The organism is Vibrio coralliilyticus ATCC BAA-450 (assembly GCF_000176135.1).
Lineage (GTDB): Bacteria > Pseudomonadota > Gammaproteobacteria > Enterobacterales > Vibrionaceae > Vibrio > Vibrio coralliilyticus.
Genome location: NZ_ACZN01000013.1, coordinates 372,498 through 387,036 on the forward strand (window position 1 = coordinate 372,498; position 14,539 = coordinate 387,036).

Here is a 14,539-nt window from a genome sequence, read left to right on the forward strand (position 1 = left end):
TTCCCAATATAGGCACAAACAAGATTATGAATGCACAAAAAATTGTCCTAGCGACAGGTAATCAGGGCAAGGTTCGTGAGATGGCCGATCTGCTGGCAGATTTCGGTTTCGATGTCGTTGCACAAAGCGAATTTAATGTCTCAGAAGTTGCTGAAACTGGCACAACATTTATTGAAAACGCCATCATCAAGGCGCGTCATGCAGCGAAAGAAACTGGATTGGCGGCCATTGCCGACGATTCAGGCCTTGAAGTCGATTTCCTAAAAGGAGCGCCGGGCATCTACTCTGCACGTTATGCCGGAGAAGGCGCGAGTGACCAGCAAAATCTAGAGAAGCTGCTTGATGCAATGCAGGGCGTTCCGCAGGAGCAACGTACCGCACGTTTCCATTGTGTATTAGTACTAATGCGTCACGAATTAGATCCAACGCCGATCGTCTGCCACGGTAAGTGGGAAGGCCGTATTCTGACTGAAGCTCAGGGCGACAATGGTTTTGGTTACGATCCGGTTTTCTTCGTTCCAGAAGATAACTGTGCTTCAGCAGAGCTTGAACCAACACGTAAAAAGCAACTTTCTCACCGTGGTAAAGCGCTTAAGCAGTTGTTTGCGACACTTTCTGAGCAGCAATAATGAGCCAATTGATTCCACCAGCGCTGAGTCTTTATGTCCACATCCCTTGGTGTGTACAAAAATGCCCTTATTGCGATTTTAACTCGCACGCGTTAAAAGCCGACATCCCAGAGCAAGAGTACATAGCTGCTCTGCTGGAGGACCTTGATACTGATATCGAGCGTTATCAGCTTAAAGCCAACCCACGGGCACTCCACTCCATATTTATCGGTGGAGGGACACCAAGTCTCATCTCAGCGCAAGGAATCTCTGATCTACTTGCTGGCATAGAAAAAAGAATCGCGTTTAAAGACGAGATTGAAATCACCATGGAAGCCAACCCGGGCACAATTGAAGCGGAGCGCTTCGCGGGGTATCGCAAAGCTGGAGTGACGAGAATTTCGATTGGTGTGCAGAGCTTCGAACAGCAGAAGCTCGAACGTCTTGGGCGCATCCATGGTCAGGATGAAGCCGTCAATGCCGCGAAACTGGCACACAAGATTGGCTTAAATAGCTTTAATCTTGATTTAATGCACGGTCTGCCAGACCAAACCGTAGAGCAAGCCCTAATGGATCTGGAGAAGGCGATTGAGCTTAACCCGCCACATCTTTCGTGGTATCAGCTCACTATTGAACCTAATACCATGTTCCACTACAAGCCGCCTGTTCTACCCGACGATGATGACTTGTGGGACATTTTTGAGCTCGGCCACCAAAAGCTGGCTGAAGCGGGTTATGTTCAGTACGAAATTTCCGGCTACAGTAAGCCAGAGTATCAATGCCAACATAACCTCAATTATTGGCGTTTTGGCGACTATCTCGGTATTGGCTGTGGCTCGCATGGCAAACTCAGTTTCGCTGATGGACGTATCATCCGCACAACTAAGGTCAAGCACCCGAGAGGCTATCTGGCAGCGTATCAGAATATGGTAAAACCCTACCTAGATAGTGAAGCCGATGTCGCTAGCGAAGATCGCCCTTTCGAATTCTTTATGAACCGGTTCCGTCTGATGGAAGCCTGCCCTAAGCAAGACTTCTTAGATACAACTGGCTTGAGTTTTGAATCGATTCAGGAAACCATCGACTGGGCGAAAGAGATGCAATATCTCAGCGAGTCTGATACGCATTGGCAAATCACAGAAAAAGGAAAGCTGTTCCTTAACGACTTGCTCGAAGCGTTTATGGCGGAAGAGGAATAAAAGGCTGGAATAAACATAAAGGGTTGACGATATGGTCAACCCTTTTAGTTTTCATCGTTCAAAACTTGTCTCCGCGGTCTCGGAGCGAAGTTTAGAATATCGAGCGGCCAATTCGCTCAGCGAGTAGCTCTAGTGCTCTGGTACCCGCGAGGGAGTTACCTGAAGGGTCCAGCTCTGGAGACCAAACCGCAATCGTCATCTCCCCCGGTACGATAGCGATGATCCCGCCACCAACACCAGACTTACCAGGCATACCGACTCGGTAGGCGAACTCCCCAGCGCCATCATACAAGCCACATGTTGCCAGCAAAGCATTAAGCTGCTTAGTTTGAGTAGGCGTCACTACAGGCTTGCCTGTTTGTACTGAAGTGCCTTTATTAGCCAGATAGCTGAATGTTTTCGCTAAATCGACACAGCTCATCTTTAAAGCACACGCATGGAAGTAGTTATTCAGAACAGGGATTACATCATTGTCAAAGTTGCCAAAAGAGCGCATCAGATAAGCAATCGCCGCATTGCGATCACTGTGCATCATCTCTGATGCTGCAACTATCTTGTCGTAACAGATATGGGTATCGCCCGACAGTTGACGGACAAATTCCAGCAAGCGTTGTCTCGGCGCAGACAGGCGGCTTTGCAGCAAATCGGCAACGACTATTGCCCCGGCATTAATGAACGGGTTACGTGGAATTCCCTGTTCCATTTCTAACTGAATCAGAGAGTTAAATGCCTGACCAGAAGGCTCCTTGCCTACCCGAGACCAAATCTCATCAGGAGTATATAAACCCATTGCTAACGTTAAACTTAACGCTTTAGAAATGGACTGAATAGAAAAAGGTTCATCGGCGTCACCAGCTTTGATCACTTCTCCCTTATTGGTGAAGACAGCAATTGCCAGTTTGTTAGCCGGAACTTTTGCCAGCGCAGGAATATAATCGGCAACTTTTCCCTGACCGATAAGCGGCCTGACCTCTTGCAGGATGTCGGCTAAAATTTCTTTTGTCGGTTTCATTACTTACCTATATTTCAAAGGCTTATTATTTTTCTTGTAGGGTCAAAAAAGCCAACATCAAAATGTTGGCTTTCTCATTCGCTTTTATTTCGCGGGTGACTTAGCTAACACGCTTAAACTTAATGTCCCACACTCCGTGACCTAAACGGTGACCACGTGCTTCAAACTTGGTCAGAGGACGATCTTCCGGACGTGGAACAAAGTCACCATCCTCGGCGATGTTCTCATATCCAGGCGCTTGATTCATCACCTCAATCATATGTTCTGCGTAATTTTCCCAGTCTGTCGCCATGTGGAAGATGCCTTCACCAACTGAGAGTTTTTGGCGCACCATTTCAGCAAAATCTAGCTGTACGATACGGCGCTTGTGGTGGCGCTTCTTGTGCCATGGGTCTGGGAAGAATAATTGCAGTGTTGCTAGGCTGCTGTCTGGGATCATGTTAGCAAACACTTCCACAGCATCGTGACACATCACTCGTAAGTTGGTCAGGCCAGCTTCACGTGCATCAGCAAGACACGCGCCCACACCTGGGCTGTGAACTTCAATACCAAGGAAGTTTTTCTCAGGCGCATTTTTCGCCATTTCAACCAGAGATGCACCCATACCGAAGCCAATTTCCAGTACCACAGGGTTATCGTTACCAAACACTTCTTTCCAATCAAGAAGCTTTTCTTGGTAATCAATACCCATTGTCGGCCAGCATTCATTCATTGCGCTTTCCTGACCTTTGGTCAAACGGCCTTCACGACGCACAAAGCTGCGTACTTTGCGTATCAGTTTACCGTCTTCATTGTATTCGTTAGTGGTCACTTCACTCATGATTCTGCCTGTCTAAAAATTGCTCTCGACTTAAAGGGATTGTGATTATCCAAAGAATCGACACTGGTGCAAGTATTTTAGGTCATTTCTCGCAGAATAAACCCCTACTCTTTATCGGTTGTACTTTAGACAGTTTCTATGGTGCAATTTTAGCTAACTCAATAAATATAAAATTACAGAGCAAGTCGTGACTCCTTTTGCAAACGCCATCCTAGAATGGTACGAAGACTACGGAAGAAAAAGCCTTCCGTGGCAACAAGATAAAACTGCGTATAGTGTCTGGCTGTCTGAAATTATGCTTCAGCAGACTCAGGTCACTACCGTGATACCTTATTACCAACGCTTTCTCGAACGCTTCCCGACTGTCGTAGATCTTGCCAATGCAGAGCAAGATGAAGTGCTTCACCTATGGACAGGGCTCGGCTATTATGCACGAGCGCGTAATTTACATAAAGCTGCGAAGATTGTGGCAGAGCAATATCAGGGCGAATTCCCTCTCAATATTGAGCAGATGAACGCCCTACCGGGTATAGGTCGTTCTACCGCAGCGGCTATATTGTCTTCTGTCTATAAACAGCCACACGCCATTTTAGACGGCAATGTGAAGCGTACACTGGCGCGTAGCTTTGCTGTTGAGGGCTGGCCGGGGCAAAAGAAAGTCGAGAATCAGCTTTGGCAGCATGCTGAAGAACACACTCCCGACACCGATGTCGATAAGTACAATCAGGCAATGATGGATATGGGTGCCATGGTGTGCACTCGCAGCAAGCCAAAATGTACACTGTGCCCAGTGTCTTCTTTTTGCGCCGCGTACAAACAAGGCAACCCTCTAGACTACCCTGGCAAAAAGCCGAAAAAAGAAAAGCCAGTCAAAGAGACCTGGTTCATTATGCTGCATCACCAAGGGCATGTATGGCTGGAACAACGCCCACAATCGGGGATCTGGGGCGGACTATTCTGCTTTCCAGAACACTCTGAAGCACAACTCGATCATCAACTGACAATGCGTGGTGTCCTTGATAAGGACATTCAACGTCGCGATCAGTTGATTGCTTTCCGCCACACCTTTAGTCATTACCACCTCGATATCACACCAATTTTGGTAGACCTATCAAAGCAACCTGATGTGGTGATGGAAGCAAACAAAGGTCTTTGGTATAACTTATCGCAACCTGAAGAGATAGGTTTGGCCGCTCCAGTAAAACAACTACTGGAAAGCCTGCCTTTCGAGCTTCAATATTGATTAACTCTAAGGAGTCGTTATGAGCCGCACTGTATTTTGTGCTCGACTACAAAAAGACGCAGAAGGTCTGGACTTTCAACTGTACCCTGGTGAACTAGGTAAGCGTATTTTTGACAACATTTCTAAACAAGCTTGGGCAGAGTGGCAACACAAGCAAACCATGCTGATCAACGAGAAAAAGCTCAACATGATGGATCCTGAGCACCGTAAATTGATCGAAACTGAAATGGTCAACTTCCTGTTTGAAGGCAAAGACGTCCATATCGAAGGCTACACGCCACCAAGCGAATAAGATTTGCCCTTTAGGTTAAGGATAGAGAGAATGACATCACTGCGTTGCTTTGATGTCATTTTTTTAGGATAGATATGAAGAAGTTAGCTTACTTTTTGCTGGCAATGGCACTCACGGGTTGTAGTCGTGAGTTTATTGAGAACATCTATGATGTGAACTACGAGCCAACCAACCGCTTTGCCAAAAACTTAGCCGGACTACCCGGCCAGTTTCAGAAAGATACGGCGGCACTTGATGCCTTGATCAGTAGCTTCTCAGGCAACATCGAAAAGCGTTGGGGACGCGGGGAAATCAAGTTCGCTGGCAAGAGCAACTACGTCAAATACATCGACAACTATCTCAGTCGTTCAGAAGTCAATTTTGATAAAGGCACCATTATTATCGAAACCGTTTCGCCAACCGATCCAAAGGGGCATCTGAAAAACGCGATTGTAACCACACTGCTAACCCCCGACGATCCAGCAAACGTCGACTTATTCTCTTCCAAAGACATCAAGCTTGAAGGCCAGCCGTTTCTTTATCGTCAGGTCGTCGACCAAGATAACAAGCCTATTCAGTGGTCGTGGCGAGCAAACCGATTTGCCGATTACCTGATTGCCAATAAGCTCAAAGTCAAAAACGTTGACTTCAAAAAAGCCTATTACGTTGAAATTCCGATGGTTGAGGAACAATTTGAGATACGCAGCTATAAGTATGCTGATATCGTCCAACGAGCTTCACGTCGTTACGGTATTCCCGAAGACTTGATTTATGCGATTATCAAAACAGAAAGTAGCTTTAACCCGTATGCAGTAAGCTGGGCCAACGCCTACGGGCTGATGCAGGTTGTACCTAAAACCGCAGGGCGTGATGTATTTAAGTTGGTGAAGAAGAAATCTGGTCAGCCATCCCCTGAATATCTATTTAATCCAGAAAACAACATAGATACTGGTACCGCTTATTTCTACATTCTGAAAAATCGTTATCTAAAAGATGTTCGCCATCCGACTTCTCTCGAATACAGCATGATCTCTGCTTACAACGGTGGTACAGGCGGTGTGCTCAATACTTTCAATCGCAATGACAGAAAACGAGCAATGCGCGACCTTAACTCTCTGCAACCAAATCAGGTTTATTGGGCGTTGACGAAAAAACATCCAAACGCAGAAGCGCGCCGTTATCTCGAAAAAGTAACAAAATTCAAAAAGGATTTTAACGCTGGTAAATCATAAGCGCTAAAAACGCCTAAATTATCGGCACTCAACCACTTTTTTGAATTTTTTTCTAAAAACAAGTTGACGGCAAGACGGAAAATCCGTTTAATAGCGCTCCGTTGCCCGGATAGCTCAGTCGGTAGAGCAGAGGATTGAAAATCCTCGTGTCGGTGGTTCGATTCCGCCTCCGGGCACCACAATTTCTTTATTGTTGGTGCTTAGCACGAACAGTTAGTAAAAGAATAAAGTGTGCCGACTTAGCTCAGTAGGTAGAGCAACTGACTTGTAATCAGTAGGTCACCAGTTCGATTCCGGTAGTCGGCACCATTCTTTTGCCTCGATAGCTCAGTCGGTAGAGCAGAGGATTGAAAATCCTCGTGTCGGTGGTTCGATTCCGCCTCGAGGCACCATTATTTGGTGCTTATCTGAAAAGATGACACAAATAATTCCCCCTTAGTTCAGTTGGTAGAACGGCGGACTGTTAATCCGTATGTCGCAGGTTCGAGTCCCGCAGGGGGAGCCATATTAGAAAAAGCCTCATCACACGATGAGGCTTTTTCGTATCTAATGCTCCTGCTTTGCTCCAAAGCAATGTCTCAGACCTAGCCGGCCGCGTTGGGTCCCGCAGGGGGAGCCACTTTCAAGAAGCCAAGTCGAAAGACTTGGCTTTTTTCGTTTTTAACTGCGACTTGCTTGTTCCAAGTAAATGTCTCAGAGCTGGCCGCCTGCGTTGAGTCCCGACAGAGAGGCCATAATTAGAAAAAGCCTCATCACACGGTGAGGCATTTTTCGTATTTAATGCTCCTGCTTTGTTCCAAAGAAATGTCTCAGCACAGAGCCGCCCCTCCGCAAAGAATCCTACTCTCAAGTAATCTAATCACTCACAGAGCTCAGTTTTCCTCTTTCTCATCCAGATATCGACTTTCTACCCCACTTAGATTTTTATCTCATCGATCCGCAAACAGTATAAATCCGTAATCTCATTCTTTATGTAGAAATACAGCATTTATTCAGGCAGCTGTAACCCGTCAAAAACGCGCAAAAAGCGTAGCTCGATTTGCTAATGTTGAGGAAAACAGGCTGAACCAGTTTGGGATTAGGCACTGATTCGACGCTTAAACAACTGAAAAGCACTCTTTAAGGGGTGTTTTTTTGCTATCTAAATCCATTATTCCCTACTCTCTCGGGTATAACTTCTGTTGCTGGCTATACATTTCTTATCCGAAATGAGCAAAAACAGCCCATTAAGTATAGAAAAACAACAAACGATATTTTTTTTGCAATTTAATGTTGACCTCCAAGGCGAAAAGCCTTTTAATACACCTCGTCGCCCGGATAGCTCAGTCGGTAGAGCAGAGGATTGAAAATCCTCGTGTCGGTGGTTCGATTCCGCCTCCGGGCACCACAATTTATTAATTGTTGGTGCTTAGCACGAACAATAGTTAAAGAATAAAGTGTGCCGACTTAGCTCAGTAGGTAGAGCAACTGACTTGTAATCAGTAGGTCACCAGTTCGATTCCGGTAGTCGGCACCATTTATTTAAATGAATAATTCCCCCTTAGTTCAGTTGGTAGAACGGCGGACTGTTAATCCGTATGTCGCAGGTTCGAGTCCCGCAGGGGGAGCCATATTCAATCGATGAGTGAAAACTTGTTGATTAAAAAAAGGCGCCGACTTAGCTCAGTAGGTAGAGCAACTGACTTGTAATCAGTAGGTCACCAGTTCGATTCCGGTAGTCGGCACCATTATTCCCCCTTAGTTCAGTTGGTAGAACGGCGGACTGTTAATCCGTATGTCGCAGGTTCGAGTCCCGCAGGGGGAGCCATATTAGAGAAAGCCTCATCACACGATGAGGCTTTTTCGTATCTGTTGTTTCGTTTTGTCTCAGCTCTGCATGTCGCCTTTCTTCCCACTTGAAAATCGCCAACCAAGAACAAGAACTACGATACTAAAAAAGGGCTGGCACGTTGGCGCCAACCCTTTCTAAATAGTGATATTTCTTAAGGCTATTACTCAGTACCACCTACGGTTAGAGAATCCAGCTTCAATGTCGGTTGTCCTACGCCTACAGGCACGCTCTGACCTGCTTTACCGCAGACACCCACACCTCGGTCAATGCTAAGGTCATTACCGACCATAGAGACTTGCTGCATCGCTTCAATGCCTGAACCGATCAGAGTCGCGCCTTTCACAGGGCGAGTAATCTTACCATCTTCAATCAGATACGCTTCTGAAGCAGAGAACACGAATTTACCTGAAGTGATATCCACCTGGCCACCACCAAAGTTTGGCGCATAAAGGCCCTTCTTCACCGTAGAGATGATCTCTTCCGGTGTATGTTGACCTGGGAGCATGTAGGTGTTGGTCATACGCGGCATTGGAAGGTGCGCATAAGACTCACGACGGCCATTACCTGTCGGTGCTACACCCATCAAGCGCGCATTGTGCTTATCCTGCATGTAACCTTTAAGAACACCGTTTTCAATCAAGATGTTGTATTGACCGGCTACCCCTTCGTCATCGATGTTAAGAGAGCCACGTAGGTCTTTCAAAGTGCCGTCATCAACAATAGTACAAAGCTCAGAGGTGACTTTCTCACCAACCTTACCGCTAAATACCGAAGATTCCTTACGGTTGAAGTCCCCTTCCAGCCCGTGGCCTACGGCCTCATGAAGCAATACACCAGGCCAGCCTGAGCCTAATACAACCGGCATTGCACCCGCTGGTGCAGCTTCAGCTTCAAGGTTAACTAGCGCCATACGAATCGCTTCATCAGCGTAGTGATAGGCTACTTTGATACCCTGCTCTTCCGTCAAAAGAAGTCATAACCAAATCGGCCGCCACCACCAGCACTACCTCGCTCACGACGTTCACCACGCTGAGCCAGTACACTGATAGACAAACGTACCAACGGGCGAACATCACCCGCATAAGTACCATCTGTTGCCGCGACAAGCATTTGCTCATGCACACCGCTTAGGCTTACCGATACTTCTTTGATCAGCGGTTCTTTAGTACGAATATAAGCATCCAGCTCTTTAAGCAGTTGAGTCTTTTGTTCTTTCTTCCAGCTTTCGAGCGGATTCACTGCTGCGTAAACCTGCTGATTGTCACTACGTTTAAATGCTTGAACCTGAGCATTCTGGCCTTGTTGAGCAATACCACGCGCAGCGATTGCACTCTGCTTCAGGCCTTCAAGTTGGATTTGATCTGAGTATGCGAAACCTGTTTTTTCGCCAGCAATTGCGCGAACACCAACCCCTCGGTCAATGTTAAACGAACCATCTTTGATGATGCTGTCTTCCAGAACCAAAGATTCATGCCAGCTCGACTGAAAATAGATATCTGCGTAGTCAATCTGACGGCTAGCAATGCTCGATAAGGTCTCTGCAATGTCCTGCTCGGTCAGACCTGCCGAGTTTAGCAATGCGTCTTCTACTTGGTTTATTGTCATACTTCGCTCTTAAACATGTAAATGGTTTTGGAACCGGGTGTGGTTGAGAGTCGGCATCGCAGCGCGGATTTCCTTGACTCTGTCTAGGTCAATATCGACCAGCAGGTTTTGAGGTTGTTTGTTCAAGCTGGCCAAAACCTCTCCCCATGGAGACACTACCATAGAATGCCCCCAAGTTTCTCGGCCACATGGATGGACGCCTGTCTGGTTCACAGCGATAACCCAGCTTTGAGTTTCAATTGCGCGAGCCCTGAGTAAAGGCTCCCAATGAGCCTCTCCCGTAACTGCAGTAAATGCCGCGGGAACCAGCAATACGTTAGCACCTCTCTGCGCCAGTTCACTGTATAGCTGTGGAAAACGGACATCATAGCAGATTGTCAGCCCCAAATGAGCGACGGGCGTATCGACTGACACAATTTGTTGGCCTGGGCGAAAGGTTTCTGACTCACGATAGCGCTGGTGCGCATCTGCGACGTCAACATCAAACATATGTAGCTTGTCATAGTGAGCAATCAACGCCCCATGCGGATCGAAGACCAGAGAAGTCGTCGTCACACCATCATCACAGCGAATTGGCATACTGCCCACAACAAGAAATACCTTCGCATCTTTTGCTATCTGTGAAAGCTGACTTTGAATTGGCCCCTGATTAAGCGGCTCAGCCAGCGTGTGGTAATCGGCTCGATTGCCAAAGACTAAGCTGTTTTCGGGTGTCACTACCAGCTTCGCGCCTGCCTCAGCGAGAGTCACTACCTGTTGCTGGATATAGGCCAGATTCTCTTGCGCATCTGGCCCTGATGTCATCTGAATTAGTCCCACTCGCTCCATGAGTGATTCTCCTTATTCAATCGATTCGCGTAAATTTTCCGGCAGTTTAAACTCACCTTTGCTTCGCGACAGCTCTTTAACCACTGGCGCATCCAACGGGCCTTTGACTTCGTAGTTAACCTGAGTAAAGACCTCAACCACAGGTGAAATTACCGTGGTAATAGCCAAAACATACAACGCGGTTTGCGGCGTAACGGCAAAGGCGGTGAGAACCGGAATACCCGATGTGATATCTGGAACAAAATTTACTTCTGCATCTACTGTGCGTGAGTTGAGGTTTGCCAGACCTTTGATCGACATGTCCCCTGCAACGGCATCCATCTTGATGTCATTGGTCAGGAAGATTCCGTTTTTGATCTCACCACTGCCGGTGATAGAGTCAAAGGCCATACCGTTATCAAACACATCGCTAAAATCGAGCTGCATTTTGCGAATAATAGAGTCGAGACTGAATAAGCCCAGTAGGCGCGCCGCTCCACTGACATCTGAGATTTGGCCTTTACCCAGCTTGGTCGAGACATGGCCTTGCAGAGTATTCACCTTCATCGACCATGGTGAACCATCCCACTCCACTTTAGAATCAATTTCGAACGGAGCCTTCTGAATACCCGATGTGATACCAAATCGTTCCATCACGTCACTGTTATTCTCACCTGACATCACTATGTTAAATTTAGTATGACTCTGGTCTTTCGTTAGAAGCCAAGAGCCATTCATATCAACTTTGTTAGCACCGCTTTGGAAAGACAACTTCTTCCACTCTAGACGCTCCCCTTGACGCTGCAGATCCAAGTGTGTCTTACCCACTTTGTAACCTTGCAGCCAGAAGTCATCGATAGTGAGAGTGATATTTGGAATTTGCTCATGGAAAGAACGTTCAAAATCACTGATCAGTTCTTTCTGATCTTTGCCTGCTTCAAACAGGGTCGTGTCTTTGTATTCAGTGTCTAACGCTGGGATATAAACATGCAGCCTATCGAGTGCGGCAGAAAGGTCGTATGGCTCAATATAGCTCGCTTCACCAGCCGCCTCCTGACTATCTAAACTCATGTGCCAGCCAAGGTTCTTACGCTTTGCCGTGAAATCGACGTCATTCCACTCAATACCCGCGAGAGTCAACTCACCAACATCCAATTCAACTCGATCAGGAGTAGGAATTTGTGGAGTGTTCATGTCGGCAAGCACCGCTTTACTGGTATTGGAGGTAGAACGAGATAACAACTCAGCCCACTGGTCGATATCAAACTTATCTGTACGTATCTGAGCCTGGTGTCCTGCTACTGGGCTAATTTTGAAGCTACCCTTACCCAATATTAGATTGGTTGCTTTCAAGACCGGCGTCTCCGGGCGAATATCAATTTCGGTTTGATACTTAAGACCAGGCAGTTGCAGTCGAGCGGTAATACTTTCCTGATTACCAGAAGCTTGCATGCTCGCCTTACCCGATTGGTATAGTTCTTTATTCAACGGATAAGGATAGTGACTACTTACCATCTTCAGGTCGGCACTGGTATCAAGCTGATAGGTGAAGCCAACATCATTAAGTTGAATGTCGACCCCCATACGCCACGGCGCATGACCGTCCAAAGGCCCCATCCACTGCCCACCAACATAAGGAGTCAGCGGTTTCAGATCCCAATCGCCAACCACATCGATGTTAACACCGTAGCCCTGACCTGCATTTTCGCCGGCAAAATCTATCGCCACGGGCTGTTTTAATAGATGCGCAGACAAACCAGCTGCGCTGACAACATCATTATCGAACTCAACACGACCTGACACCGTTTCCAGCGTCATGGGAGGCGTTTCAATCGTGACCTGATTTTCATCTAGATCAGCGTAGCCCCAAGCGCGGGCTTCTTCGTCGGAACTGAATGGAATATTAAGTTGAAAGCTCGATGTCACTTTACCGTCAACCTGGACTGCGGTTAACGCCGCGCCAACTGAATCGACGAGTGGCGATGCTGTCATATAGTCACGCACCGCATTACCCTGAGCAACAGCGCTAGCTTCAATTTCAATATGACCACCGGGAGCCAACTCAGGAATGACCCCACTAATTCGCGTCGCTTTGACATCCATTAGAGTGGCGCTACGGGAGTTAAGGTACATGGAGTCATTCTGGAACAACAAATCCAGCTGCAAGTCAGTGATCGGTGGCCAAGCCGTATCAAAACTGAACTTCGCTTTCTTTAGCCCTACCCACGCTTGGAACATGCCATTGTTCTTGCGATATGGGAAGTCGCCCAGTTCACCATACCAGAGTAGCTTGGCTGTATTGACCTTACCCGCCTGAATCGCTGTTGAAAGGTAATCTGTTAAATCTCGCCCAAGAGCCAAGGCGGGCAAATAACGCCAGGTTTCCCCTGCGTTATATAAATCGGCTTCTGCGTAAAATGATAAGAATGGGCTTTTATCTTTAGGGAAATCTAGGCGAAATGCGCCCAACACCTGAAGATCTGGCGTTGCCGCTGTGGCTTTATCTGCCCATAAACTCCAACCATCAGCGCTGTTCTGCCACACGATGTCTACCTGACCTTGCTTGATGTTCAATGGTGCCTGAAAAACATCACCGTAAGGCAGTACGTCATCAATGATCTCCACGCTGGCCTTAGCTTGATGGGCGTTACCAGACACTTTTGCAGAGAGGTGATGCAGACCTGGCAGCAGTTCCCATTGCTTCATAGAGCCATCGCTGAGCTGGGCTGAGTATTTCAGAGAGTCTAGGTTATCTTTTTCCATCGACACTCGAATATCTTCCACTAAACCACCAAGGTCTAACGTTTCTAGCAGCTTAGTAGTTTGCTTCGATTCCGGCGCCAACTTAACCAATGGAGAAATGGCTTTCAAATCAAGCTGCGAGGCATTGAGCAGCCAGTGCTCTGGTTGCCAATTGAAAGCAATATCAAGCTCAGGCCACAGTTGTCCATCCGTTTGCAGCACAAGTGAGTGAGCATTCACTTGCCAGCCTTCCACTTTAGGCTCCAATTGCAATATGCCTGACTCAATCAGCAGCTCATGCTCTTTGCCTTCTTTCCAGGTGAGTTCAGAAGGCTCCAATTCAACATACGCATTGGTTGGTTTGCTGTGCTCTAACGTGATCCAGCTGTTTAAACTAACCTTGCCTTTTTCAATACCGGTTTCCGTTTTTAGATACTTAGTCAACCAAGGCGTAACCAGCACGTTATCCACTGCTAAGTAAAACTCACCACTCACCTCAGCTAAGGAGCCGTGATCGACAAAGTTCGCTTTGACTTGCGCCGAGTTCAGATTACTGTGCGCAATGCTGACTTCACCATCGGCGATATGACGTTGACCTTTGTTTTGCCAAAACAGCTTTGCTATTTCCAACTCTCGTATCGAACCGTCAATACCTTGCAGTATGATCTCAGAGCCAATTAGTGAGAAACTATCCAGCTGACGCAGCAATAGCTGGTCTAGTTGCTGAACCACGCTTTTCTGATCACCTTGCGGTTGCATCGCCGTTTTTTCACCAGACTGCACCCACTCTATAGTACTCATATCCAGCTTAAGGTTATGAATACTCAGGTCGGCGATGACGGGCCGCATATCAATCACAGATTGAATCAGATCAAATTCAACTTCAACGGTTTGAGCAGAAAAGTGAATCCCACTGCTTTCCGGGGTGTTTGCCCGTACATTTTGCAATGAGATGGAGGGGTGAGTATTACGCCAAAAACCACTGATCTGATCGATTTCAAAATCCAGAGTCGAACCCTTGTTTACCCATGTTTGGATTTCATCTTGGAAACGATTGAGCTGTGGCAGCGTAATACGCAGAGTTGTGATGGCAATAGCTAAGGCGACCATCAGAGTCACCAATAGCCACAGTAATACCTGAATTAAGCGTCTAGCGGTTGTGTTCACAA

At 47.0% G+C, this 14,539-nt stretch carries 9 protein-coding genes, 9 tRNA genes and 1 pseudogene; 14 read left to right on the forward strand and 5 right to left on the reverse strand.

Going from position 1 to position 14,539, the window contains the following annotated elements:
- Positions 1–26 precede the first annotated feature (26 nt).
- Both VIC_RS05065 and hemW read left to right on the forward strand, forming a co-directional pair.
- Positions 27–629 carry an XTP/dITP diphosphatase gene (locus VIC_RS05065; RefSeq protein WP_006958269.1) on the forward strand — a complete coding sequence of 201 codons (603 nt, stop codon included), beginning with the start codon at positions 27–29 and terminating at the stop codon, positions 627–629.
- Positions 629–1,807, forward strand: coding sequence for a radical SAM family heme chaperone HemW (gene hemW / locus VIC_RS05070; protein WP_006958270.1), 1,179 nt, complete (start codon positions 629–631; stop codon positions 1,805–1,807). The genes VIC_RS05065 and hemW overlap by 1 nt, the downstream gene beginning before the upstream one ends.
- Positions 1,808–1,898: 91 nt before the next feature.
- Here hemW and glsB read toward each other — a convergent pair whose 3' ends face one another.
- Positions 1,899–2,819, reverse strand: a complete 921-nt coding sequence (gene glsB / locus VIC_RS05075) for a glutaminase B (RefSeq protein WP_006958271.1) — start codon at positions 2,817–2,819, stop codon at positions 1,899–1,901.
- Positions 2,820–2,919: 100 nt separating this feature from the next.
- Complete coding sequence (gene trmB / locus VIC_RS05080; protein ID WP_006958272.1) at positions 2,920–3,639, reverse strand: tRNA (guanosine(46)-N7)-methyltransferase TrmB; 720 nt, start codon at positions 3,637–3,639, stop codon at positions 2,920–2,922.
- A gap of 187 nt (positions 3,640–3,826) precedes the next feature.
- On the opposite strand from trmB, the gene mutY reads away from it, so the two are divergent.
- From mutY to VIC_RS05140, 12 genes are all read left to right on the forward strand, one after another.
- Positions 3,827–4,882: an A/G-specific adenine glycosylase gene (gene mutY, locus VIC_RS05085; protein WP_006958273.1), complete on the forward strand. Its 1,056-nt coding sequence runs from the start codon at positions 3,827–3,829 to the stop codon at positions 4,880–4,882.
- Between the two features lie 19 nt (positions 4,883–4,901).
- The gene (locus tag VIC_RS05090) at positions 4,902–5,174 is read left to right on the forward strand and encodes an oxidative damage protection protein (RefSeq protein WP_006958274.1); all 273 of its coding nucleotides are present in this window, start codon (positions 4,902–4,904) and stop codon (positions 5,172–5,174) included.
- A 74-nt stretch (positions 5,175–5,248) separates the two neighbouring features.
- Complete coding sequence (gene mltC, locus VIC_RS05095) at positions 5,249–6,385, forward strand: membrane-bound lytic murein transglycosylase MltC (protein WP_006958275.1); 1,137 nt, start codon at positions 5,249–5,251, stop codon at positions 6,383–6,385.
- A 103-nt stretch (positions 6,386–6,488) separates the two neighbouring features.
- Positions 6,489–6,564, forward strand: a tRNA-Phe gene (locus VIC_RS05100).
- Between the two features lie 54 nt (positions 6,565–6,618).
- A tRNA-Thr gene (locus VIC_RS05105) sits at positions 6,619–6,694 on the forward strand.
- Between the two features lie 7 nt (positions 6,695–6,701).
- Positions 6,702–6,777, forward strand: a tRNA-Phe gene (locus VIC_RS05110).
- A 37-nt stretch (positions 6,778–6,814) separates the two neighbouring features.
- A tRNA-Asn gene (locus VIC_RS05115) sits at positions 6,815–6,890 on the forward strand.
- A gap of 806 nt (positions 6,891–7,696) precedes the next feature.
- Positions 7,697–7,772 (forward strand) — tRNA-Phe (locus tag VIC_RS05120).
- Positions 7,773–7,825: 53 nt separating this feature from the next.
- Positions 7,826–7,901: transfer RNA gene (locus tag VIC_RS05125), tRNA-Thr, on the forward strand.
- Between the two features lie 18 nt (positions 7,902–7,919).
- Positions 7,920–7,995: transfer RNA gene (locus VIC_RS05130), tRNA-Asn, on the forward strand.
- 41 nt (positions 7,996–8,036) lie between these two features.
- Positions 8,037–8,112 (forward strand) — tRNA-Thr (locus tag VIC_RS05135).
- A gap of 4 nt (positions 8,113–8,116) precedes the next feature.
- Positions 8,117–8,192, forward strand: a tRNA-Asn gene (locus tag VIC_RS05140).
- A 184-nt stretch (positions 8,193–8,376) separates the two neighbouring features.
- Here the strand turns inward: VIC_RS05140 and tldD are convergent.
- From tldD to VIC_RS05155, 3 genes and pseudogenes are all read right to left on the reverse strand, one after another.
- Positions 8,377–9,821, reverse strand: a pseudogene (gene tldD, locus VIC_RS05145) (metalloprotease TldD).
- Between the two features lie 9 nt (positions 9,822–9,830).
- On the reverse strand, positions 9,831–10,649 hold the full coding sequence (locus VIC_RS05150; protein ID WP_006958276.1) for a carbon-nitrogen hydrolase family protein: 819 nt from the start codon (positions 10,647–10,649) through the stop codon (positions 9,831–9,833).
- A 12-nt stretch (positions 10,650–10,661) separates the two neighbouring features.
- The gene (locus VIC_RS05155; protein WP_039951291.1) at positions 10,662–14,537 is read right to left on the reverse strand and encodes a YhdP family protein; all 3,876 of its coding nucleotides are present in this window, start codon (positions 14,535–14,537) and stop codon (positions 10,662–10,664) included.
- Between the last annotated feature and the right edge of the window lie 2 nt (positions 14,538–14,539).

Coding starts and splice junctions, on each gene's coding strand:
- glsB (WP_006958271.1), bottom strand. CDS start 2,819: ATGAAACCGACAAAAGAAATTTTAGCCGACATCCTGCAAGAGGTCAGG.
- VIC_RS05090 (WP_006958274.1), top strand. CDS start 4,902: ATGAGCCGCACTGTATTTTGTGCTCGACTACAAAAAGACGCAGAAGGT.
- mltC (WP_006958275.1), top strand. CDS start 5,249: ATGAAGAAGTTAGCTTACTTTTTGCTGGCAATGGCACTCACGGGTTGT.
- VIC_RS05150 (WP_006958276.1), bottom strand. CDS start 10,649: ATGGAGCGAGTGGGACTAATTCAGATGACATCAGGGCCAGATGCGCAA.
- VIC_RS05065 (WP_006958269.1), top strand. CDS start 27: ATGAATGCACAAAAAATTGTCCTAGCGACAGGTAATCAGGGCAAGGTT.
- hemW (WP_006958270.1), top strand. CDS start 629: ATGAGCCAATTGATTCCACCAGCGCTGAGTCTTTATGTCCACATCCCT.
- trmB (WP_006958272.1), bottom strand. CDS start 3,639: ATGAGTGAAGTGACCACTAACGAATACAATGAAGACGGTAAACTGATA.